The following is a 23816-nucleotide window of genomic DNA, read 5'->3' as shown; positions in this document are numbered from 1 at the left end:
CCGGCGCGCCTGGGCGCGCCGCCTGACGGATTTCTGCCATGTCCACCGTGATCATCGGCCTGAGCCTGGGAATGCTGCTGTTCCTGCTGGCTTCCGGCCTTACGCTTATCTTCGGCATGCTGGGCGTCATCAACTTCGCCCATGGCGCCCTGTACATGCTGGGCGCCTACCTGGCCTTCGACATCCAGCTGCGCACCGGTTCCTTCATTGCCGGTCTGGTCGTGGCGACGGTGGGCGTCGGCCTGGTCGGCGTGGCGATGGAACGGCTGGCCCTGCGGCCGCTGTACAACCGCCCGCATTTCTATCAACTGATCCTGACCTTCGGCTTCATCCTCGTCATCAGCGAGGCCGTGAAGTTCGTCTGGGGCCTGGGCTACCAGGAAACGCCGATGCCGGCGCTGCTGGCTGGCACGGTCGAGCTGGCCGGCAGCACCATCCCGGTCTATCGCCTGTTCGTCATCGCCTTCGGCCTGGCGGTATCGGCAGCGCTGTTCTTCGTGCTGGAGAAAAGCACCTTCGGCATGCTGGTGCGCGCCGCCAGCAGCGACGGCGAGATGGTGCGCATCCTGGGCCTGCCCGCCGCCGCCATCCGCAGCGCGGTGTTCGGCGTGGGCGCGGCGCTGGCCGGGCTGGCCGGCGCCATCTCCGCCCCGCTCTTCCCGATCGAGCTGGGCATGGCCACCAACACCATCATCGACTGCTTCATCGTGGTGATCCTGGGCGGACTGGGCAACATCCGCGGCGTGGTCGCCGCGTCGCTCTTGATCGGCATGGTGCGCGCGGTGGGCTACACCTTCATGCCCAGCTGGGTCGACATCCTGACCTTCGCCATGCTGATCGCCACCCTGCTCACCCGTCCGCAAGGACTGTTCTCCCGCCAAGCGAGGCTGGCATGACGACTTCCCGCCAAGACGCCGCCATCGCGGCCGGCGTGGCCGCCGCGGTGATCGCGGTGCCCTTCTGCACGCAAAACGATTTCCTGTTGAACCTGAGCATCCTGATCATGGTGTGGTCCATCTTTGCCGTGGGCTTCGACCTGGTGTTCGGCCTGCTGGGCATGGTGTCCTTCGGCCATGCGGCCTTCCTGGGCACGGGCGGCTATGCGCTGGCGCTGGCCACCCAACGCTACGGCCTGCCATTCGAGGCGGGCCTGGCGCTGGCCATCGTGGCGGGCGCCGCCTGCGCCTGGATCTTCAGCGTGTTCGCGCTGCGGGTCTCGGGGATCTTCTTCGCGCTGGTCACGTTGGCGCTGTCGCAGCTCATGTACATCCTGGCCGACAGCAAGCTGCGCGAATGGACCGGCGGCGCCGACGGCCTGCCCGGCATCGGCAGGCCGGAACTCGCGGGCATCGACTTCTTCGATACCGTGAACTTCTATTGGTACGTCGCCGCCATCTTCGCCCTGGTGATGGCGCTGATGGCGATGCTGCGCGCCTCGCCCTTCGGCCGCGCGGTCGCGGGCGTGCGCCAGAACGAAATCCGCGCCGCCCAGCTGGGCTACAACGTGCAGCGCCTGAAGCAGATCACCTTTCTGGTTTCGGGCGCGGTCGGCGGCCTGGCGGGCGGACTGCTGGCCGCGGTGCTGATGTACATGAACCCGCAGATGCTGCACTGGACCACCTCCGGCGACGTCATCATCATGACCTTGCTGGGCGGCGCGGGCACGCTGTGGGGACCGGTGGCCGGCGTGCTGTTGTTCGAAGCGCTGAAGGAATGGCTCAGCGGCTGGACGCCCTACTGGTACGGCATCCTGGGCCTGGTCTTCATCCTGGCCACGCTGTATTTCCCGCAAGGGGTGCTGGGCGCGCTGCAGGCCCGCTGGGGCCGCCAACGCCCCGCGGCGCCCGCCCCCGCCAGTCCGGCCGCGTCCAGCGTGCCGCTGGCCCCGCGCGAAGGGAGCCCGTCATGAGCGACATCGCCTTGCAATGCGAACGGGTCAGCGTCACCTTCGGCGCGCTGCGCGCCATCGAGGACTTCAGCTACGCCTTCGAAACCGGCCGCGTCTACGGCCTGATCGGTCCCAACGGCGCCGGCAAGACCACCTTGCTCAACGTGCTGTCGGGCAACCTGCCCGGCCATGGCGGCCGCATCCTGTGCCACGGCGCGGACATTTCGCGCCTGCGGGCCCATGAACGCGCCCGTCATGGCATCGGCCGCAGCTTCCAGATCACCAAGATCTTTCCCGAGATGACGGTGTTGGAGAACCTGCGCATCGCCGCGCAGATCAGCCACTCCCGCCTGCTGCCGTTCTGGCTGGCGCCGCGCTATGACCGCCGGCTGGCATCCTCCATCGACGCCATGCTGGAACTGACCGACCTGACCGCCTGGCGCGACACCGTGGCAGGCACCTTGTCGTATGGCTTGCAGCGCGCGCTGGAACTGGGCCTGACCCTGTTGCCCAATCCGCGCATTTTGCTGCTGGATGAACCGCTGGCCGGCGTCGGCCATCACGAGATCGCCGGCGCCACCCGCCTGATCCGCCATGCCGCCGCCGGCCGCACGGTGCTGCTGATCGAACACAACATGGACGTGATCATGACGCTGTCCGAACACATCGTGGTGCTGTCCAACGGCCGCAAGGTGGCCGAGGGGCCGCCGGCCGCCATCCGCGACGACGCCACCGTGCGCGCCGTCTACCTGGGCGAGGAGGTGGCGGCATGATCGAACTGCAACATGCCAGCGTGCACTACGGCCAGGCGCTGGCGCTCAAGAACATTGGTCTGCGCGCGGCCCAGGACGAAATCGTCGCCATCGTCGGGCGCAACGGCGCCGGCAAGTCCACGGTACTCAAGACATTGATCGGTCTATTGCCGCTGTCGTCGGGCAACCGCCTGATCGCCGGCCAGGACGCCACGCGCCGCGCCGTCGAACAGATCAGCCGCGACGGCATCGCCCTGGTGCCCGACACGCGCCGCATCTTCCCCAACCTGACGGTGCGGGAGAACCTGCGCATGGGCGCGCTGGCGCACCAGCCCGGCTACTGGACCCAGGACCGCGTGCTGCAGGTCTTTCCGCGGCTGGGCGAGCGCATAGGCTTCCATGGCGACCAGTTGTCCGGCGGCGAACAGCAGATGCTGGCGATCGCCCGAGCGCTGCTGGGCAATCCGCGGGTGCTGCTGCTGGACGAGCCGACCGAAGGGCTGGCGCCGCGCATCGTCAACGAACTTATCGACGTGTTCGCCGAAGTCCACCGCCAGGGCACCGGCATCGTGCTGGTCGAGCAGAACCTGAAGGTCCCCGCCCGCCTGGCGCACCGCCAGTACGTGCTGGACCACGGCGAAATCGCCTGGAGCGGATCGGCCGCGGACGTCGAGGCCGACCGCCACATCATCGAATCCATCCTCACCACGGGCATCCAAGCATGAGCAACGACACCACCTACATCGCGGGCGTGGGCATTACCCGCTTCGACAAACAGCCGGCCAAAAGCGTCAAGGACCTGGTGCGCGACGCGGTCACGCAGGCGCTGGCCGACGCCGGCTGCGACGCCGCCGACCTGCAGGCGGCCTACTTCGCCACCGCCGGCCAGGGTTCCATCGAAGGCCAATACATGGTGGCCGGCCAGGTTGCGCTGAAGGCCATGGGCATCGCCGGCATCCCCGTCACCAACGTGGAGAACGCCTGCGCCAGCTCCAGCACCGCGCTGAACGCCGCACATCTCTACGTGGCCTCGGGCGCGGGCGACATCTGCCTGGCCGTGGGCGTGGACAAGCTGTTTTCCGAGGACAAGGCCAAGAGCTTCGCGGTATTCGACGGCGCCTGGGACGTGCACGACGCGCCGGCGCAGATGGCCCGGCTGATGGCGCTGGCGCCCGACGTGACGCCCCCGCCCGGTTTCGAGGAACCCGGCAAGCGCAGCGTGTTCATGGACATCTACGCCAGCCTGGCGCGGCTGCACATGAAAACCTTCGGCACCACCCAGCGGCAGTTGGCCGCCGTGGCTGCGAAGAACCACATGCATTCCACCCGCAATCCGCTGGCCCAGTTCCAGTACCCCATGACGATAGACGAGGCCCTGGCCGCCCGGCCCGTGTCCTGGCCGCTGACCTTGCCCATGTGCGCGCCCATCAGCGACGGCGCGGCCGCCGCCATCGTTTGCAACGCGCAAGGGCTGAAGCGCCTGCAACGCGCCCGCGCCGTGCGCCTGTACGCCAGCGTGCTGCGCACCGCCACGGACCGCCCGGCCGACCGCTACGACCAACACCTGTGCCATCTGGCTGCGCTGGAAGCCTATGAACGCGCCGGCGTCGGTCCGCAGGATATGTCGCTGGCGGAAGTCCACGACGCCACCGCATTCGCCGAGATCCAGCAAACCGAAGCGCTGGGTTTCTGCGCCTTCGGCGAAGGCGGACCGATGGCCGAATCCGGCGCCACCAGCCTGGGCGGCCGCGTCCCGATCAACGTGTCCGGCGGCCTGTTGTCGCGCGGCCACCCCATCGGCGCGACCGGCCTGGCCCAGGTCCACGAAATGGTGATCCAGCTGCGCGGCGAAGCCGGCGCCCGCCAGGTCGAAGGCGCGCGCTTCGCCATCGCCGAGAACGGCGGCGGCTTCAACGGCGTGGAAGAAGCGGTGACCTGCATCACCCTGCTTGGCCGCTGATCCGCGCGCCCCATCAACCCCAGAGACCGCCATGCATCTCAGCTCTCTCTTTCACCGCAGCGCCATCACCCACGCCGGCCAGCCCGCCCTGGCCGCAGGCACCCGCGCCCCTCTTACCTACGCCCAGCTCCAGGCCCGCGTGCAAGCGCTGGCCGGCTGGTTGCGCGGCCCCATGGGCTTGCAGGCCGGCGAGCGCGTCATGCTGGCGCTGCCCAACCATCCCGCCTATATCGAATCGATGCTTGCCATCTGGCATGCAGGCCTGTGCGCCGTTCCCGTCAACGCCAAGCTGCACGCCAAGGAACTGGACTACATGCTGCGCGACAGCGGCGCCCGTCTGTGCCTGTCGCGAGGCGCCGTGCATGAGGGGCTGGCGTCCGTCGTGCGCGAGTTGGACGGCGTGCAGCTGGTGGACGTGGATTCGGCCCGCTACGCCAGCGCCGCCATCGGCACTGCGCTGCCGCTGGAGCGGCGCAAGCCGCAGGAACTGGCCTGGCTGTTCTACACCAGCGGCACCACGGGCAAGCCCAAGGGCGTCATGCTCAGCCACGCCAACATGGTGGGCATGTGCCTGAATTTCTACGCCGACGTGCAGTCGGTGCAGCCCGGCGACGCCATCGTGCACGTCGCGCCGCTGTCGCATGGCGCCGGCCTCTACAGCATTCCGTACTGGCTGCATGGCGCCCTGCAGATCATCCCCGACAGCGGCGGGCTGGATGAAGACGAACTGTCCGCGCTGCTGACGCACTATCGCCGCGTCAGCCTGTTCGCCTCGCCCACCATCGTGCAACGCATGGTGCGCCACGCCCGCCAGACCAACGGGCCGCAGCCCGGCCTGCGCACCCTGATCGTGGGCGGCGCGCCGTTCTACGTCGAAGACATCAAGGACGCGGTCGCCTGCTACGGTGCGCGCGTGGCGCAGATCTACGGACAGGGCGAAAGCCCGATGTCGATCTCCGCGCTGTCGGCAGCCCAGATCGCCAACGCGGTGGCCAACAACGATGACATCCTGCTGGGATCGGTGGGCTACGTCCAGGCTTCCATGGAGGTCGAGGTACGCGCAGCATCCGGCCAGCCGGCCGCCGGCGAATTGGGTGAAGTCGTGGTCAGCGGGCCGACCGTGATGCAAGGCTACTGGAACAATCCGCGCGCCAGCGCCGACACCCTGGCGGACGGCTGGCTCCATACCGGGGATATCGGCATCCTGGACGAACGCGGCCTGCTGCATCTGAAAGACCGCTCCAAGGACGTGATCATCAGCGGCGGCACCAATATCTATCCGCGCGAGGTGGAAGAGGCGCTGATGCGCCACGATGCCGTGCAGGAAGTGTCGGTGGTGGGCAGCCCCGACCCCGAATGGGGCGAATCGGTGCTGGCCTTCGTGGTGCTGAAGCCCGGCGCCCGCGCCACGGAGCAGGACCTGGACCAACTCTGCCTGGCATCCATCGCACGCTTCAAACGGCCCAAGCGCTATGTATTCCTGGATGAGTTGCCCAAGAACAGCACCGGCAAAGTGTTAAAACGCGAACTTCAACAACGCGCGCTTCCGACTCCATGACCCAGTCCGCCCCCCTCTTTGTCCGCACGGCCGTCAGCCAGACCGAAAAGGCCTATTGCGCCCTGGAGGAAATGATCGTCACCGGCGAACTGCCGCCGGGCAGTCAATGGTCGGAAACCACCCTGAGCGAGCGCGTCGGCATCGGCCGCTCGCCGGTGCGCGACGCGCTGCAGAAGCTGGCGTTCCAGCGCCTGGTGGAAATCGCCCCGCGCCAGGGCATCTTCATTTCCGAGATCGACTACCAGGGACAGCTGAAGATCATCCAGGCGCGGCGCGAGATCGAACGGCTGATCGTGGCGCAGGCGGCGCAATGGGCCGACGATGGAGAGCGCGCCGAACTGGCGCGTCTGGCCCGCGAACTCGAAGACCTCAAGGCCGTCAACGACATGCGCATGTACATGCGCCTGCACTTCACCCTGACCAGCCAGATCGGCGCCGCCTCGCGCAACAGCTACGCGGCCGAGTTCCACGCCATGCTGCAGACGCTGGCGCGGCGCTTCCTGTACTTCCACCAGAAGCGCCATCCGGACCTGGTGCAGATCTGCGAGCTGCACATCCAGCAGATCAACGCCATCGTGGAAGGCTCGGTGGAACGCGCCATCGCCACGGCGGAGGCGCGCAACGACTACGCCGAAAACCTGGCGCGCAACATCCTGATGGAGCTGATCGTCACCTCGGCGGTCACCATCAGCTCGCCGCCGCGCGGCCGGGGCGGCGCGGACTGAAGCGCAAGCGCGGCCTCAGCGCCCCGCGTCCGCCAGATTCTGCCAGGCGCCGGTGCTGCGCCCCTCTTCCGCCAGGAACTCCACCAGCGTGGGCAAGGCCGCGTCCATCGGCCGGTTGGCCTGGATCCGCATCACATAGCCCCAGGAACCCGGCATGCGCAGTTGCGGCACCAGGGGCACCAGCCGGCCGCTGGCCAGCTCCTCGTCGATCAGCGGCGCGCGACCCAACGCGATGCCGACCCCGGCGGCGGCCGCCGCCGCCACCGTGCTCAAGCCGCTCAGCACCATGGGCTCCTGCCAGTCGGATTCGGCCAGCCCCAGGCGCGGACTCCAGGTGCGCCAGTCGGTCTCGGGGCTGTCCACGTGCTTTTCCTCCAGCCAGCGATGGCGCAGGAAAACGCCGGGATCGCCGCGCTCGGCCGGATCGACCAGCGACGGGCTGCACACCGGCACCACGGTCTCGGTCATGAGCGGAATGTCGCCGGGCTCGGCGATATGCGGCCCCATGGCGCGCACGTGCAGGAACGCCAGGTCGATGTCCTGGCTTTTCCAGGCCGGGTCCTGGCTGGCATGCAGATAGACCTGGATGTCGATGCCAGGATGCAGTTCGATGAAGCGCCCGATGCGCGGCGCCAGCCACATGGCGGCCAGCGACGGGTTGGCGGAAACGTTCAGGGTATTGCGCCGTTTGCCGCGGGCCGAGGCCCGCACATTGCGGCAGGCGGTCTCCAGCAGGGTCAAGGCTTGTTGCACGGACGCCAGTAGGTCCGCGCCCGCGGCGGTGGTTTCGGCGCGGCGCACGGTGCCGCCGCGGCGCAGCAGCGCCACGCCCAGATCGGCCTCCAGCGCCCGCAACTGATGGCTGACGGCGCTCTTGGTGACGTGGAGTTCGGCGGCGGCGCGGCTCAGGCTGCCCAGGCGGGCGACGGCCTCGAAGGCGCGCAGTGCCGCCAGCGGCGGCGTGTGGTTGGGTAGATCGGCCATGGGTCAAGTCTAGCTCAACCCTAGATTGAAAAACTATCGCTTTCGCCGGTGCGCGGGATCAGTGACCATGCAAGCACTGAAAGGAGTTTGCTATGTATTTCGATTCGCGCCTTTGGCAGTTGACGGCGGGCTTGCGCGCCGGCATGGCGGGCGGCATTTTCCTGGGGCTGCTGGCCTTGGCGGCGGGCATCGCCCGCTACGTGTTCCTGGGCCAGCTGCTGGCCCGCGTGTTCGACGGCGCGCCGCCTCAGGACTGGCTTGCGCCCGCGCTGTGCGCCGCCGCCATGGTGCTGCTGCGCGCCTTCCTGGACCACTGGCGCACCGTGCAGGCCAACCGCTGCGCCGCCACCGTGCAACATGCGCTGCGCGCCCGGCTCTATGACCGCATCGTGTCCCTGGGCCCGGCCTGGTTCGCCAACCAGCGCACCGGCGGCGTGATGCTGACGGTGGTGGACGGGGTCGAGCAGTTGCAGGCCTTCTTCGGCCAATACCTGCCGCAGGTCGCGATCGCCGCCGCGGCGCCCTTCGCCATTTTCGCCGTGATTGCGTTCTGGGACGTGCCCACCGCGCTGGTGTTCCTGGCGGCGGCGCTGTTCGCGCTGTTCGGACCCATGGCGGTGCACATGCTGGACCGCCGCGCCAGCCTGGCCCGCAGCAAGTCGCTGAACGATTTCGGCGAGGATTTCCTGGACGCGGTGCAGGGCCTGCCCACCCTGAAGTCCTATGGCCAGGGCAAGGCCTGGGGCCAGCGCTTGGCCGCCCGCGCCCGCAGCCTGTCGGACAATACCTTCTGGGTGCTGTCGGTCAGCCTGCTGACGCGCGGTATCAGCGACCTGGGCGTGGCACTGGGCGCGGCGCTGGCGCTGACGTTGGGCGCCTGGCGCGTGGCCCACGGCGACATGAGCGTGGAAGCCCTGCTGATCGTGCTGATGGCCGGCACCGAGATCTTCCGCCCGCTGCGCGACCTGCGTTCGGTATTGCACCGGGGCATGCTGGGCCAGTCGGCCGCCGCCAGCATCCATGCGCTGACGGATGCGCAGCCCCTGACGCCCGCGCCCGCCGCCGGCGGCAAGACGCCCGGCCGGCTGGCGCCCACCATCGAGTTCGATAACGTCGCGTTCTCCTACACGCCCGAACGCCGCGCCCACCAGGGCCTGAGCTTCCGTATCGCGGCGGGCGAACGCGTCGGCGTGGTCGGCCCCAGCGGCGCCGGCAAATCCACCATCGTGCGCCTGCTGTTGCGCGAATGCGTGCCCCAGTCCGGCCGCATCCGCATCGGCGGCCATGACGTGAACGAACTGGATACGCAGGCGCTGCTGTCGCACATCGCGCTGGTCAGCCAGGACATCACCCTGTTCCACGGCACCATCGACGACAACCTGCGGCTGGGCCGCCCCGACGCCACCCACGAACAGGTGCGCGCCGCCGCCCGCGCCGCCAATATCGACGACTTCATCATGGCGCTGCCCGAGGGCTACGCCACCCGCATCGGCGAACGCGGCCTGCAACTGTCCGGCGGCCAGCGCCAGCGCGTGGCGATCGCCCGCGCGCTGTTGCGCGACGCGCCCATCCTGATCCTGGACGAGGCGCTGTCGTCGGTAGATACCGAAAACGAAGCGCTGATCCAGCAGGCGCTGGACCGCCTGATGGCCGGGCGCACCACGCTGATCCTGGCGCACCGCCTGGCCAGCGTCATCGGCGCCGACCGCTGCCTGGTGCTGGACCGGGGCCGGGTCGCGGAGGAAGGACCGCATGCGGAACTGATGCGGCAAGGCGGCCTGTACTACCGCCTGATGCATGAGCAGGCCGCCGCGCACCGCAATCCGTCGGCGGGATCCGCCGCCCCGGCCATGGCCGCCCCCACGCGCGCCGCGGACCGCGATGCCTCCGGCCAGGAATCCGGCGCGCAAGGCCCGGCCCTGCGCTCGCTGGACGCGGACGCGGTGCAGGTCGGCTGGCGCGCCACGCTCGGCACCTTGCTGTCGGTAGTGCGGCCGTGGCGCGGCACGCTGACCGCCACGATCCTGCTGGGCGTGGCACGGGTCGCGGCCTACATCGGCGTGGGCGTGTTCAGCGCGCTGATCGTCGCCGCCATCCGCGACGGCCGCGACTACTCGGCCCTGATCGTCGGCCTGCTGATCGCGGCGCCCCTGGCCGCGCTGTTTCACTGGCTGGAGTCCTGGCTGGCGCACGCCATGGCGTACCAGCTGCTGGCCGACATGCGGGTCAAGCTCTACGACAAGCTGGAGCGCCTGGCGCCGGCCTACCTGTTGCAGCGCCGCTCCGGCGACCTGGTGGCGCTGGCCACCCAGGACGTGGAAATGGTGGAGTACTTCTATGCCCACACCATCGCCCCGGCCATCGTTTCGGTGCTGGTGCCGCTATCGGTGCTGGGTTTCCTGGGCGTCTACAGCTGGCCGGTGGCGCTGGCGCTGCTGCCCTTCCTGGCCTATGCGCTGGTGTCGCCGGTGCGCGGCCGCCGCAAGGTCGACGCCCTGGGCGACAAGGCGCGCGAGGCGCTGGGCGAGATGAGCGCCCACACCACCGACACCATCCAGGGCCTGGCCGACCTGACCGCCTTCCAGGCCACCGGCCGCCGGCGCGATGAATTCCTGCGCGTGGCGGACCATTACCGGACCCGCCGGCTGGACATCATGGATGACCTGTCCCGGCAGACCGCCGGCTTTGAGATCGCGATGGGCCTGGGCGGCGTAGCCGTGGCGGTCGTGGGCGCGTTGCAAGTATCGGCCGGCGCGCTTTCGGCCGGCATGCTGCCCCTGCTGGTGCTGATCGCCCTGGCCACCTTCCTGCCGGTGTCCGAGATCTCGCAGGTCAGCCGGCAACTGGCCGACACCATCGCCGCCACCCGCCGCCTGCACGTAGTCGCCAACGAGCCCGAGCCGGTGACCGACGGGCCGCTGCCTGCGCCTGTCTCTGCCTATGGCCTGTCGCTGACCTTCGACCATGTCAGCTTCGCCTATCCCGGCAAACAGGAAGACACCCTGCGCGACCTGAGTTTCAAGGTGCCGGCCGGCGCCACCGTGGCGGTGGTGGGCGCGTCCGGTGCGGGCAAGAGCACGGTTGCCAGCCTGCTGCTGCGCTTCTGGGATCCGCGCGCGGGCCAGGTCAAGCTGGACGGCGTGGACCTGCGCGAACTGCAACTGGACGGCCTGCGCGAACGCGTGGCGCTGGTGACGCAAGATACCTATCTGTTCAACGACACGCTGGAAGGCAACATCCGGCTGGCGCGGCCCGAAGCCAGCCGCGAGGACCTGGCGCGCGCGCTGGAACAGGCGGCGCTGTCGGACTTCGTGCGCGCACTGCCGGACGGCCTGGCGACGCGCGTGGGCGAACGCGGCATGCAGCTATCCGGCGGCCAGCGCCAGCGCATCTCGATTGCCCGCGCCTTCCTGAAAAACGCGCCCGTGCTGATCCTGGACGAAGCCACCTCGCATCTGGACACCTTGTCTGAAATGCAGGTGCGCGGCGCGTTGGACGTGCTGATGCGCCACCGGACCACGCTGGTCATCGCGCATCGCCTGTCGACGATACGCGATGCCGACCTGATCCTGGTGCTGGAGCGCGGCACCCTGGCCGAGGCCGGCACGCACGATCAATTGCTCAAGCGGCAAGGGGTCTATGCGCGGCTGGCCAGCCACCAGGGCGGCTACGCCGTCAGTAGCGCAACGTCTCTACCGACTTAGCATTGGCACGCACTTCCGCATCCGTGAACCACACCCGCTTGTTGCCAAAGCCGGTGTACAGGTCGAACTGGTCGCGGGTGTGGACCGACGGCGTGCCGTCCGGGGCGACAAAGCCGCTCTGCCCCGGCGCCACCACGTCCACCGCGCGCACGCCGCGGCCGTCGAACACGGTCATGTTGTTCTCGGTGCCGCGGTTCTGCGTAGCTGGGAAGCTCAACACCGCCTTGTCGTCCGCCTGCGGCACGCCCAGGAAGTTCTTGGGCGCGAACACCATCGGCGGCGCGGGTATGCGCCAGCTGGCAGGATCCTGGCCATAGGCCTTCTGCAAGGCCGCCAGCGCATCGTCCAGCGCGGCCAGCGTCACGTCCTGCGGCCGCTGGCCATTGAAGAAGTCGTACTGCTGCGGCACGCCCGCGTCGCGGCCGGCCAGCGCGTTGAACAGCACCTTCACCCCCACCGTCAGGTTGACCGAACCGGTGGCAGGCGCCGTCTGCGTCGGATAGCCGGTGGCGCTGTACCACTTGAAGAAATCGGCAGGCATCTCGTCGGCCAGCGTGCGCTTGAGCATGGCGCGCAGCCAGGCGTCCATCACGGCCGGACCGGCGTTGTCGTAGATGCCGGCCTGCTTGTCGCTGGTGCCCATGCCATCCCAGGACGCCAGCCCCGTCACCAACTGCGCCCGCGCGTCGTCGGCAGGCAGCCCCTGCACCGCCTGCTGCAGGAACGGCAGGAAGTGGCGGCGGTTCACGTCGGCATAGCTGGTGGTGCGGATCAGGTCCCACATCTGCTGCGCGCTGACCTTGCCGCCATGGGCCGTCATTGCCTTCAGGCGGGTTTCGATCTCGGCATAGCGGTCGGCCTGCCCCCACACGATGGCGAACAGGTCGGTCGACGGATAGCCGCGCATGGGCTGGTTGTTCCAGTTGGCGATGAAGCCCTGGCGCGGGTTGTAGACCTGCGGGTTGGTCGAGAACGGCAGCATGCCTATCCAATCCATCTCGCCGGTGCCGGGCACGGGCAGGCGCGGATCATGGCCCGGACGGCGCTTGGGATAGAAGCCCGTGTGCGCGTAGCCGATGTTGCCCTTGTCGTCCGCGTAATACCAGTTGATGGTCAGCGCGTGGCGCGCGGCCTGCTGCTTCCATTGGTCCCAGTTGCGCGACTGCGCCTTGTGGGTCCAGGCCATCAGCGATTGCAGTTCATAGCCTTCCCAGGCGCGCGCCTTGGCGTAGGCCACGTGCTGCTTGTCGTCGAACTTGGTGACGATGCCGTGCACCGTGCGATACACATCCATCACCACCGGCTGCGCGTCCTTGACCTCGATGAGTTCCGTGCGCTTTTCCATCGTCTTCCAGACGCCGTCGTGGAAGTAGCGGGTACGGTCGTTCGGATCGAGCTTTTCGGCATAGATGTCCACGTCGTCGCCAAAGCCCGCGGTCGAGCCCCAGGTCACATGCGCGTTGTGGCCGAACAGGATGCTGGGATAGGCGAACGGCGTGTTGCCGACCACGTCGAAGCCCGCGCCGTGCAGGCCGATGCCGTAGGTATAGGCCGGATTCCACCAGCCGAACTGCGGCCCGTTCAGCAGGATGGAGCGGGCGTCCTTGGCGTGGTCGCGGCCCACGATCCACATATTGCTGGTGGTCGGAAAGCCGGCGATTCCCGGCTGCCCCGATTCCGCGAACTGCGCCAGCAGCCGCGCCGGCACGGCCGCGGGCGCCTCGTCCAGCACGCCGCGCGTCTGCGGATCGCGCGCCACGCGTTCCAGCATGGGCGGCGTGCCGTCGTAGCGCGGCAGCGCATAGGACAGCTTGGCGGGCGGCTTGGCGCCATCGGGCCGGTACACGCCCTCTTCCTCGGGCACGGTGGTGGGCGCGCGGCTGTCGGTCATCCAGCGCAGCTGATTGAAGATCTGCATGGCGCGCGCGTCGCCCTGCTTGTCCTTCAAGGCGGTCAGCAGCGCCAGGTTGTCTATCTCGCTATTGGCGTCGGAAAAACGGTTGGCCATGGTGCCGACGAACACCATCGCCACGTCGTAGGCCGTCCAGTCCGCGGGCTGAAAGCGCAGGTCATTGAATTCCTTGGGCATCAGGCTGCCGGGCTCGGCGCGCACCCGCGCGATCCAGGCGTTCATGCCGGCCGCATAGCCGTCCAGGATCTGGCGCTCGGATGCCGGCAGCGCGGCCAGCTGGCGCTGGATGCGCTCGGGCGAGAAGTTGCCGCGGATGGATTTGTCGAAGGCCACCATGGGCTGGCCCAGCACCTCGGCCACGCGGCCCTGGGTACTGCGCCGCGCCATCTCCATCTGGAACAATCGGTCCTGCGCCACCGCATAGCCATAGCCGTAGAAGATGCCGTACACGGTATTGGCGTACACATGCGGCATGCCATAGCCGTCGCGCCGTATCGTGACCTGGCCGCTGGCCGCGCCCGCCGGGCGCGCCCCGGCCTCGGCCTGCTTCCCGGAATTTTGCTGGACGTCCTGGGCCTGGGCTTGCGCGCCCATGGCCGCGCAGGCCGCCAGGATGGCGGCCGACAACAAGTGCTGCTTCATTCGAATCTGTCTCCGTATTTGTCGAGCCGCGCCGCGGTGCGAGTCCCGGACGCGGTTTGCGGCGCCTCTGCGGGCGCCGTCTGCGAACCATCATACGAATCGCGCTTCTATAATTCCAATGCATTTATTTCATAGTATTTATGCGGTCTGCACATGGATTTTCAGAAACTCAAGCACTTGCTGGCGGTAGTCGAACACGGCACTTACTCGCGCGCCGCAGAGGCGGTCAACTTGTCGCAACCGGCGCTCAGCCGCAGCATCCAGGCGCTCGAAGCCGAACTCGGCCTGCCCCTGCTGGACCGCGGCACCCGCCGCGTGCGCCTGACGCCCTACGGCGCCTGCGTGGCCGAACGCGCGCGCCGCATGCGCTTCGAGGAAGCGGAATTGCAGCGCGAGCTGAAAACCTTGCACAGCGGCGAATCCGGCACCCTGTCCATCGGGCTGAGCCCGGCGCCCGCGTCCCTGCTGCTGTCGCCCTTTCTGGCCCACATGGCTGAACGCCATCCCCAGGTGCGCGTCGGCGTCGAGCTGGGCGCCACCGCCGCCTTGCTGGAGATGCTGCGCGCCGAGCGCCTCCACGCAATGGTCTGCGATGCCCGCATGCTGTATGACGCGGCCGACCTGGAAACCCGTCCCCTGCCCCCCTTGCGGGCCGGTCTGGTCTGCCGCAAGGGCCATCCCATCCTTGCTCACAAGCGGCCAGGCATAGAACAGGTCCGCCAGTACCCGGTGGCCTCCAGCACGCTCAGCCCCGAGGTCTCGCTGCGGCTGGCGGAAACGCTGGGACCGGGCGGCGCGCCCGAACAGATGGTCACCCACCGCTGCGAAAACCTGGACGCGCTGGTCGAGCTGGCATTGCGCTCGGACGCGTTGCTGCTAGGCGTGATCTGCGTCACGCGCAGACAGCAAGAAGCCGGGTTGCTAGTCGAAGTGCCGATCCCGTCCGATCCGCAGCGCCAAGGCCACTATGCACTGGCCCGGCTGGCGGGGCGCACGCCCTTGACGGCGCAGGACGCGCTGTATGACTTCACGCGCGAGTGTTGGGACGGGTTTGCGGCATTCAGGGCGTAGGCCCAGGCCGGGAGCGGTTGATCCGGGCGGTGTTCAAGCGCCCGGGCTATCGGCGCGTCGCCATCCTGAAAAAGACCAGGCTGAGCAGCGCGGCGGCAAGGTTGTAGGACATCGCCACCGCCAGCGCCCGCCCATAGAGCCATGCGCCATCCCCGGCGGACCAGCTCCCCGCGGCCCCGAGCATCGTGAATATCACGCCGCCCACCACCGCGACGCCGGTGGAAGTCCCGACGACTTGCAAGGTACTGAGCATCCCTGAGGCCATGCCCGCCTGTTCCTCTTGCACCGATCCAAGAATGGCATTGAATGCCAGCGGGATCACCAGTCCTTGTCCTGCGCCGTTCAGCAGCAGCGATATCACCAGCAGCGTCAGGTTCTGGGGTTGCGTCGCGGCGGTGATCGCGGACAGCCCCAAGCCCGCGGTGAAAACCAGCACGCCGCACAACAGCGCCGCGCGTCCATAGCGCGCCGCCAGTTTCGGACCCGCAAGCGAAGCGCCAAAGAATGCCAGCGCCGAAGGCGTGAACACTGCGCCCGCCATCAGCGGCGCCAATCCCAGCCCGAACTGCAACAGCAGCGTCAGCGCGAAGAAGAACGAGCTGATTGCCGAAAAAAAGAAAAACACCGCGCCTATGCCCGCCACGAATGGCCGGTTGGCAAACAGCCGCATATCCAGCACAGGCACCCCACCGCGCCGGGCCAGCGTCTTTTCATAGTGGACAAAGTACGCCAACACCCCCAGCGCCAGCACAGGCCCGGCCAGCGACCACCAGGGCCAGCCATGCTCTCGTCCCTCCATCACAGGAACCAGGATCAAGGCCAGCCCGGCAGCACCCGCAAGCGCCCCGCGCAGGTCCACCCGCGTCGGCACCGGCGCCCGCCATTCGGGCAGCGCCCGCCGCCCCGCCATCAACGCGGCGATGCCGATAGGCACGTTGATGAGAAACACCAGCCGCCATCCCAAATCCAGCGGATTCAGCGTGATGAGTATCCCGCCCAACAGTTGCGAGAGGCTTGCCGCCACGCCCTGCACGGCGCCCATGATCCCGAACGCGCGCCTGCGCGCGTCTCCCTCGAACATGACCCTGATCGAAGCGAGCACCTGCGGCATCAAGACGCCCGCGCCCACGCCTTGCAGCGCGCGCGCCAGGATCAGCTGCCATGGCGTGAGCGCCAGCCCGCACAGGGCCGAAGCCAGGGTGAACAGGCCCATGCCGGCAAGGAACAAGCGCCGTCGCCCGAAAAGATCGCCCAGGCGCGCGCCATTTATCAGGCACAAGCCATAAGCCAATGCGTAGGCCACCACGACCAGCTGCAAGTCGGTATCGCTGGCCGACAAGCCGCTCTGGATGCTGGGCAATGCGACATTGACGATGAACAGATCCAGGATCGTCACGAAGTTGCCCGTCAACAGCACCGCAAGGGCGCGGCCGGGGCGGTTCTGTTCAGCTTGCAGCGCAAAAGCCTGGTTCATTTTTCACGTTTATATATATACGATCGTATTTATAGTATCGTGGATGAATCGAACTCGTGCAAGTAAAAGAACAGGCTCCCATGAACCCGTTGCCTCCCTCCCCCCCCCCGATGGCCGCCGGCTGCGCGGCGAGCGCGCGCGCGCCCGCGTGCTGGACGAAGCCGTGAAACTCCTCTCCGTCGAAGGCCTGGGCGGCCTGACCTTCGGCCAGGTGGCCGAACGGGCTGAAGTGGGGAAAAGCAATCTCCAGGTTCTGTTCGGCGACAAGGAAAGCCTGCAATTGGCAGCCTTGGCCCATGCGATCGGCCTGTACCAGACCCAGGTCATTGAACCGGCCATGCGCAAGCGCACCCCGCTGGCGCGGCTGCGCGCCCTGATGAGCGGCTGGTTCGACTTCGTGGAGACCCGCCAGCTTCCGGGCGGCTGTGTCATTACTGCGGTAAGCAGCGAATATCGCGCGCGCCCCGGCCCCTTGCGCGACGCGATCCAGCAATACCGCGAGGCAGGCCGAGCACGCCTGCGCGGCTTGATCCGCGAAGCCAAGGCACAGGGGCAAATTGCGGCCGATGCCGACGAGGCAAAACTCGTCATGGAGCTGCTCGCCTACCAGGCATTTGCCAACGTTGCCGCGTCGATGGACGACCATGCGGAATTCGGCCGCGCCAAGGCAGCGGTCGCCGATCTGCTTGCAAACGCGGCGCACTGAAAGCAGCGCGCCAGCCTCCAACAACCTGCTCGCCTAAGCTTCGCGCGAGCCTGGCTCTTGCGTCGCCGCCTGTGCACTCAACCACTGCGCAACCGCCTGCACAGGCGCCGAGGGCGGCCGATCCGCAAGCATGGCCAGGTGATAGGTGTGTCCCGCTATCACCGGGCCGAAGGGCTGAACCAGATGGCCTGCTTCCAGCTCTTCGGCGATCAACGGCAGGCTGACCAGCGCCACGCCATGGCCCGCAACCGCCGCCTGTATGGCATGGCCCTCATCGGAAAAACGCAACTGGCCCGCCTGCCGTGGCAGGGAACGCTGCGCGACGTCGAACCAGCGCTCCCAGGTCGGATTGTCCGGATGAGACCACTTCCAGTTGAAACGGATCAAGGGCACGCGAGCCAGATCGTCCGTCGATGAGACCCCCAGGCGCGGATTCGCCACGGGCGCGAAACGGTCGGTGAACAGCGGCTGCGCGACGAGGCCCGGATACGGCCCGCGGCCATAGCGGATCGCGATGTCGACCGCGGCCGATCGCAGGTCCACCACGTCGTCGCTGGCCTGCAACTGCAGATCGATGCCGGGATGCCGGCTGCGGAAATCGGCCATGCGCGGCACCAGCCACTTCACCGTGAACGCGTTGGTTGCGGAAATGGTCACCTGCGTCCGCGCGCGCTGCTGCGTCAAGCGCGCCAGCGTCGCCTCGAAGGCATCGAACCCATCGCGCAGCACGGGATAGAGCTGCGCGCCCGTTTCGGTCAGCGACACTTTGCGCACATGGCGGTCGAACAGCGCCAGCCCGGTTTGCGCTTCCAGCGCGCGGATCTGGTGGCTGACAGCGGTCGGCGTGACCGCCAGTTCCTGGGCGGCGGCCTTAAAGCTGCCCAGGCGCGCGGCGGCTTCGAACACGCGCAGTCCGGAAAGAGGGAGAGATCGGCGTTGCATGGTCATAGATGAGATTTACTCATCTTATAGCTGACAAATGAACCTTTGTCACCACAACCGCACATCCCTACATTGGAGGCATGGATCAGCGATTTTCACGCCGCTCCAGCCACTCACCCATAAATGAAGGAAATCGCATCATGCTACAGCGCGTCATCACCCAGCCTGACAACTACGAACCGTTCCTGCTGTCGCAGGGCATCCAGTTCGGCAATCTGCTGTTCATCTCCGGCCAGGCGGGCGCCGGCGATGACGGCAAGATCGTCGCCGGCGGCTTTCTGGCCCAAGGCGAACAAGCCTTCCTGAACTTGCGCCGCGCGCTGGAAGCCGGCGGCTCCAGCCTGAAGGACGTCATCAAGGTCACCATCTTCGTCACCGACATGGGGCATTTCCAGGACGTGGTGACGCTGCGCCGCCGTTTCTTCTCGGCCCCCTACCCGGCCGACACCATCGCCGAGATCAAGGCGCTCTACGACCCCGCCGCCATGATCGAGATCGAGGCCATCGCCGCCGTGCGTCCGCAGGAGGGCCGCTGACATGGACGCGCTCGACTATCGTCCGGACGGCGCCGCGCAGGCCGGGCTGTTCACGCCGCTGCGGCTGGACAGAGGATTGACGCTGGCCAATCGTCTCGCCGTCGCGCCCATGACCCGCGTCAGCGCGACGGAAGATGGCCGCGCCACGCCGCAAATGGCCGACTACTATGCAGCCTTTGCGGCCGGCGGCTTCGGCCTGGTGATCACCGAAGGCATCTATACCGACCGGGCCCACGCGCAGGGCTACCTGTTCCAGCCCGGCCTCACCGACGACGTCCAGCGCGACGCCTGGCGCGCCGTGGTGGATCGCGTGCATGCGCACGGCGGCCGCATCATCGCCCAGCTCATGCATGCGGGCGCACTGTCGCAGGGCAATCCCCATCGCGACACGACGAAGGGTCCATCGGCCGTGCAACCCAAGGGGCAGCAGATGACGTTCTATCGGGGAGAGGGGCCGTACCGGATGCCTGAAGCCATGTCGGACGAGGACATCGCAGAGGCGGTCGAAGGATACGCGCACGCAGCGCGCAGGGCACAGGAAGCGGGCTTCGACGGCGTAGAAATACACGGCGCCAACGGCTATCTGCTGGACCAGTTCCTCACCCGCTACACCAATCTGCGCGAAGATCGCTATGGTGGCAGCCTGGACAACCGGCTGCGCTTGACCGTGGAGGTCATCCAGGCCGTACGCCAGTCGGTTGGGCAGCACTTCGTCGTGGGCGTGCGCAGTTCACAGGGCAAGGTCAACGACTTCACCCACAAGTGGGAAGGCGGTCAGGCGGATGCGGCGCAAATCTACCGCACGCTGGGCGCGCAGCCCATCGATTATCTGCACACAACCGAGTTCGAGGCCTGGCGTCCGGCTTTTGATGATGAGGGTCCCAGCCTTGCGGCGCTGGCGCGGCGGCACGTTCCAGTCCCGGTGCTGGCCAACGGATCGCTGCATGACCCGATGGCGGCCGGCGGGATGATGACGCGGCAGGAGGCAGACTTCGTTTCGCTCGGACGTGGCGCGCTGACGCATTCCGATTGGCCAGCAAGATTGCGCGCTGGCGCGACGCTTGAGAGTTTTGACCGGGAGCTGCTGGCGCCGATCGCGGACCTTGCCAATGCGGCGCGGCATCGCGAAGGAACGCTTGGAAATCGGTGAATTTGAATCCGCCCCGCTGCTGCCAATCTGGAACACTCTACATTTCATGCAAATACTCGAAATGGCACGAAAAATGATGGTTATTGAAACCACCACACGTGAACCATTTGCGTATTATTTCAAGGATTATTTTTACATCGCTTCTGCGCCACTCTTTCAAAAGAATCATTTTTTCAACGATTTATGCCCACTCAAAAAAAACATGATTCCAAGCACAAATCGGAGAGCGTAGATTTCAGTTTTTCACTTGCGGCAGGCGGATTCAACCAGCTCCAGGGCGATGCACTGAACAGTGCCCTCGCAGACTACAAAACCAAGATCATGGATTCAATCACCACCAAAAGTGGTGATTTATCCAAGCAATCGATTGATGTCCAGCAAGGCTTCACTGCAGAGGCACACCACGCAGGCTCATTCAACATCGAAGCCGCTGCAAAGGGGCAGCTGAACCACACGGCCACGCTCGATGTCGGGCAGGTCAATGACCCGGTGACAGATATCCGTGTGCAAACCCCTGATGGCAGCCACGACTATCAGGTGAAGTTCTACAAGGACGGGGATTCAACAGCAGCTGCGCTTTCGCCCAAACGGTACGACGCCGTGGGCAAGGTGGTCCCCGACGATCAGGTCCAGGAGGTCAAGAATTCGGCCGGCAAGCGCGCGTCCAAGGCTGAGGGAAACCGCCCTGATGTCGCTGAAAGCTACAAGGACACGGCCGACAAGGCCACAGGAAAGATCTCATCAAACGATGGCAAGAACATCGAAAGCACGGGCCTGAACCGCAAGGGAAAAGGCAGCGCCGAAGAACTGGCCAAAGAGGCAAGGAAAAAGGGCGAAGGCCCGGACTACAAGGACAAGGCACGGGTCCGCGCGGAATTCAATCGCATGCAGTACCGCAACGCCGTGCAGTCTGGTGCCTTGACCGGCGCCTCATCGGCCGCTGCCGGAGAGCTCTACAGCTTCATGACCAGCAACGAGCCCATGACCAAAGAGCGCTGCATGGAAGCTGCTCAGAACATAGTGTTCAGCGCGCTAAAAGGCTCAGCCCGTGCTGTTGCCGTCACCGGCGTCCAGCATCTTGGGCAGCTGATGGCTGATGCGGCCGCAGAGGCAGCGGCAAAAACGGCGGCGAAGGCTGCGGGAGGCGCCGCCGCCAAGGCCAGCGCATCTTCGCTGGGCGGCACCATAGGCCAGCAGATGACAAAGGGCAACGTCGCTGCCGCGACAGTGGCCATCGCCATATCCCTAGGCGAAAACCTCTACAAGTTCTCCCAGGGCGAAATCGACAGCATCGAATTCGCATCATCATCCATCGGCAGCACTATCCAGATCGTTGGCGTCACCTGCGCCACCAGCCTGGCCGCGCCGGCGTCGGCCTTCCTGGGGCAGTTCATCGCCTCCAACGTGGCTTCGGTGACGGTATTTGGGACAACCCTGGGAGCGCTCGGCCCCATCGCCCTCGGCGCAGTCTTCGCCATCGGGTTCTCGCTGGCGATTGGCTCGTTTGTCGGACACTTCCAGGGCGTAGGCTCGAAGATCGCGATCAAAGATATCACTGATGCAGCGGCGAAGCTTGAGATTGGCCACATCACGCTTGCTCAGTACGCGACATCGGTCGGAACCATGTCCGAAAACACATTTGTCTGGACAGATTGCATTCCATTCAGCGGTGCAATCTCTGTCCTGTCTGAGTACCGCACGCGCAAGAGCCAACTCAAGTCACTACAGGCGGAACTGTATCGCCGCTTCGACCAGATTGACGCTGCGGAACGCAGGCAGATGCAAGAACTGATGGAGCAGTTCGAGTACCAGATCCATGCCATGGATCTTCAGTACGAACAGGCCAGGCGTGAAGTCATACAGCAGGCCAGCGACAAGTTCGGGGAAATGCGCGCGAGCCTCGATAAGCACCTGGAGTTGAAATATCTGATGTTCCATCCCGTGATCAAGCGCTACCAGGACGAGACGAACGTTGTTTCGTCGCAAAAACTCAAAGAATACGAGGCCCAGCTGCGCATTGACGCTTACAGGGACGAGATTGCGCACCTGAACCAGCTTGTGGATCAGGGGCTCTCGGATAGTCCGGAGGACCGCCAGCTCAAGTATCAGCTGGACGGGGCGCTGAAGGACCGCGTAGATCTGACCCTGCCCGCCATCACTGGATTCGACCAGGCATATGAGTTTCTGCTTCAGGCGTGATACCCATGATTTTGAAAAAAATAATGCACTTTTTCTGTGGGAGATCACTGGAAAAAGAAACTGCAACGGCAAACGCACTTATCCATCAGCTCGAACAGCACGAAAAGGCGGCTCGGGACCGCTTGCACGCCAAGGCTGACGAGTACAGGGCAGAGGTCGCCGCTTTCAAGAAAAAACGCGACGCTGAACTCAAGGACCTCATTGAGTTCCTGAATGAGCAAGTTGGCAGGGCCCAAGCCTATGTCTCACATCTTGGAGACTTCCAGGACAAGATGTTCGTTTGCTTTGACTCATGGATGAACACGTCCATAACGGGCCAACAAATTGATTTGCTTTCCGAGCGCATCGACACCAAGCTAAAGATCCTGGACTTCATCGCAGCGCTTCAGGTCGAGCTGAACAGGCTTACCCAGCGTAATGAGCGAGCCGAGTGGAACAACATGATCAGGCAGCGTCCCATCCAGGTCAGCTCCACGTTTATCGAGCGTACGGCGCGCCACGTGAGGACCAGCCAAAAAAACAACACCGATTCGATCAGACACGACCTCAGCCGCTTGAAGAGCCATTCCATGCGTCTTCAAACCGAGCTCAAGGAGCTACGCCATGAACGCGATCAGCGGATCGCGGCGTCCAGAGAGCTCATGGAGGAGCACAAGGCAAACAAGGCCGACCTCAGCGAACAGTACAGGAAGTGCAGCGAGATTTTTGGCAAGATCAAGGACAAGCTCAGTGACCGATTTGGTTCCGCATTGACAGAAAACGACCTGGCCAACAGCTGGATCGCCGAGATCGAGGGCGACGTCACATTACCCAAGTTGATCTCCATACACCGAGGAACAGCCGCCCTCCAGCTTGAGGCCAATGAGGAGTTCAACGGCATCCAGGAAGAGTTCAACGCCATCAGGGCCAAGATCGAGGCAAACCACAAGCTCAAGAACTTCGACACGCTTGACCAGGACAAGGTCATGCGCGAAAGACTCTTCAGGGCCAGGCAAGCGGCCGGCGACAAGCGCCGCGAAATCTCCACGGCACGCCAAGTGGTCTACTCCCGCGGCAACGAACTCAGGGAACGGCTGGGCAAGTTCGAATCACTGCAGCCTGACGAGAGCATTCGTCGCATCATGCAGATCTTCAGCATGGGCAAAGACTTCGATGTGCACCGGGCGATCGGCGTGAGCACACGAGAAGACCGACGCAAGCACTACCAGTCCAGGAACCCGAACCCGTAGACCAATAAATGAAGTCTGAAATCACTTTCCAATGGCGCAAGCCAAACCTGAAAGAGTCGATTCTGGCCATCTGCTACGCAGTGCGCCTGGGCTACACCTCTCGCGACAGGCTGCTGGCCGCGTTGCCGCAATTCTCAAAATCGCGAATCCTTCTATCCCTTGATGCGCTGCTTTCCGCAAACATGGCGGAGGTAAATATGGGCGTGCTGTCCATCGACCCTGACATGGCGATCGTCGAGGAGATTGTTGGCAGGCCCATCGTGTTGCCTATGACTGCCGTAGGCGATGAGGCCAAGCCTCGACTGATCCGCAAGGTCGTCATGAACCTTGGCATGAACAATCCATCCGGCGTTGAAACGCTGCTGAGAGCCACGGTCAACTGAT

18 protein-coding genes and 1 pseudogene are annotated in these 23816 nt (G+C 65.8%); 15 read left to right on the top strand and 4 right to left on the bottom strand.

Annotated features, from left to right (window positions below; genetic code table 11):
- Positions 1 to 38: 38 nt before the first annotated feature.
- The 7 genes from AXYL_RS12765 to AXYL_RS12735 are packed head-to-tail and all read left to right on the top strand — an operon-like array spanning position 39 to position 6883.
- Entirely contained in the window at positions 39 to 896 is an 858-nt protein-coding gene (locus AXYL_RS12765; protein WP_013393209.1) for a branched-chain amino acid ABC transporter permease, read from the top strand.
- Complete coding sequence (locus AXYL_RS12760; RefSeq protein ID WP_013393208.1) at positions 893 to 1909, top strand: branched-chain amino acid ABC transporter permease; 1017 nt, start codon at positions 893 to 895, stop codon at positions 1907 to 1909. Before AXYL_RS12765 ends, AXYL_RS12760 begins: the two co-directional genes overlap by 4 nt.
- Positions 1906 to 2661, top strand: a complete 756-nt coding sequence (locus tag AXYL_RS12755) for an ABC transporter ATP-binding protein (protein ID WP_013393207.1) — start codon at positions 1906 to 1908, stop codon at positions 2659 to 2661. Before AXYL_RS12760 ends, AXYL_RS12755 begins: the two co-directional genes overlap by 4 nt.
- Positions 2658 to 3365, top strand: a complete 708-nt coding sequence (locus tag AXYL_RS12750; protein ID WP_013393206.1) for an ABC transporter ATP-binding protein — start codon at positions 2658 to 2660, stop codon at positions 3363 to 3365. The genes AXYL_RS12755 and AXYL_RS12750 overlap by 4 nt, the downstream gene beginning before the upstream one ends.
- Positions 3362 to 4600, top strand: coding sequence for a thiolase family protein (locus tag AXYL_RS12745; protein WP_013393205.1), 1239 nt, complete (start codon positions 3362 to 3364; stop codon positions 4598 to 4600). The genes AXYL_RS12750 and AXYL_RS12745 overlap by 4 nt, the downstream gene beginning before the upstream one ends.
- 31 nt (positions 4601 to 4631) lie before the next feature.
- Positions 4632 to 6158, top strand: coding sequence for an AMP-binding protein (locus tag AXYL_RS12740; RefSeq protein ID WP_013393204.1), 1527 nt, complete (start codon positions 4632 to 4634; stop codon positions 6156 to 6158).
- Positions 6155 to 6883, top strand: a complete 729-nt coding sequence (locus tag AXYL_RS12735) for a GntR family transcriptional regulator (protein ID WP_013393203.1) — start codon at positions 6155 to 6157, stop codon at positions 6881 to 6883. The genes AXYL_RS12740 and AXYL_RS12735 overlap by 4 nt, the downstream gene beginning before the upstream one ends.
- A gap of 15 nt (positions 6884 to 6898) precedes the next feature.
- Here the strand turns inward: AXYL_RS12735 and AXYL_RS12730 are convergent, their stop codons facing one another.
- Positions 6899 to 7867 (bottom strand): LysR substrate-binding domain-containing protein, encoded by a 969-nt coding sequence (locus tag AXYL_RS12730; RefSeq protein WP_013393202.1) that lies wholly within the window; start codon positions 7865 to 7867, stop codon positions 6899 to 6901.
- A 92-nt stretch (positions 7868 to 7959) separates the two neighbouring features.
- Between AXYL_RS12730 and cydC the strand changes: the two genes are divergently transcribed.
- Positions 7960 to 11571, top strand: coding sequence for a thiol reductant ABC exporter subunit CydC (gene cydC / locus AXYL_RS12725; protein ID WP_013393201.1), 3612 nt, complete (start codon positions 7960 to 7962; stop codon positions 11569 to 11571).
- On the opposite strand, the gene AXYL_RS12720 is transcribed toward cydC, so the two are convergent.
- Positions 11543 to 14125: a penicillin G acylase gene (locus tag AXYL_RS12720; protein WP_013393200.1), complete on the bottom strand. Its 2583-nt coding sequence runs from the start codon at positions 14123 to 14125 to the stop codon at positions 11543 to 11545. The genes cydC and AXYL_RS12720 overlap by 29 nt on opposite strands.
- A 153-nt stretch (positions 14126 to 14278) precedes the next feature.
- On the opposite strand from AXYL_RS12720, the gene AXYL_RS12715 reads away from it, so the two are divergent.
- Positions 14279 to 15196: a LysR family transcriptional regulator gene (locus AXYL_RS12715; RefSeq protein ID WP_013393199.1), complete on the top strand. Its 918-nt coding sequence runs from the start codon at positions 14279 to 14281 to the stop codon at positions 15194 to 15196.
- Between the two features lie 46 nt (positions 15197 to 15242).
- Here the strand turns inward: AXYL_RS12715 and AXYL_RS12710 are convergent, their stop codons facing one another.
- The gene (locus AXYL_RS12710) at positions 15243 to 16670 is read right to left on the bottom strand and encodes an MFS transporter (RefSeq protein ID WP_013393198.1); all 1428 of its coding nucleotides are present in this window, start codon (positions 16668 to 16670) and stop codon (positions 15243 to 15245) included.
- 15 nt (positions 16671 to 16685) lie between these two features.
- Between AXYL_RS12710 and AXYL_RS12705 the strand changes: the two are divergent.
- Positions 16686 to 17376 (top strand): annotated as a pseudogene (locus AXYL_RS12705) (TetR/AcrR family transcriptional regulator).
- Between the two features lie 33 nt (positions 17377 to 17409).
- Here the strand turns inward: AXYL_RS12705 and AXYL_RS12700 are convergent.
- Positions 17410 to 18318, bottom strand: a complete 909-nt coding sequence (locus AXYL_RS12700) for a LysR substrate-binding domain-containing protein (RefSeq protein WP_041655454.1) — start codon at positions 18316 to 18318, stop codon at positions 17410 to 17412.
- A gap of 140 nt (positions 18319 to 18458) precedes the next feature.
- On the opposite strand from AXYL_RS12700, the gene AXYL_RS12695 reads away from it, so the two are divergent.
- The 5 genes from AXYL_RS12695 (at position 18459) to AXYL_RS12675 (ending at position 23815) form a co-directional block, all read left to right on the top strand.
- Entirely contained in the window at positions 18459 to 18854 is a 396-nt protein-coding gene (locus AXYL_RS12695) for a RidA family protein (RefSeq protein WP_013393195.1), read from the top strand.
- A 1-nt stretch (position 18855) separates the two neighbouring features.
- Complete coding sequence (locus AXYL_RS12690) at positions 18856 to 20004, top strand: NADH:flavin oxidoreductase (protein WP_013393194.1); 1149 nt, start codon at positions 18856 to 18858, stop codon at positions 20002 to 20004.
- Between the two features lie 183 nt (positions 20005 to 20187).
- Positions 20188 to 22203 carry a hypothetical protein gene (locus AXYL_RS12685; protein ID WP_013393193.1) on the top strand — a complete coding sequence of 672 codons (2016 nt, stop codon included), beginning with the start codon at positions 20188 to 20190 and terminating at the stop codon, positions 22201 to 22203.
- Positions 22204 to 22208: 5 nt separating this feature from the next.
- Complete coding sequence (locus AXYL_RS12680) at positions 22209 to 23432, top strand: hypothetical protein (protein ID WP_013393192.1); 1224 nt, start codon at positions 22209 to 22211, stop codon at positions 23430 to 23432.
- Between the two features lie 8 nt (positions 23433 to 23440).
- The gene (locus tag AXYL_RS12675; RefSeq protein ID WP_013393191.1) at positions 23441 to 23815 is read left to right on the top strand and encodes a hypothetical protein; all 375 of its coding nucleotides are present in this window, start codon (positions 23441 to 23443) and stop codon (positions 23813 to 23815) included.
- Position 23816 lies beyond the last annotated feature (1 nt).

Origin of the sequence: Achromobacter xylosoxidans A8, assembly GCF_000165835.1 — a bacterium.
GTDB lineage: Bacteria > Pseudomonadota > Gammaproteobacteria > Burkholderiales > Burkholderiaceae_B > Achromobacter > Achromobacter xylosoxidans_B.
This window is presented reverse-complemented; position numbering and strand designations above follow the sequence as displayed.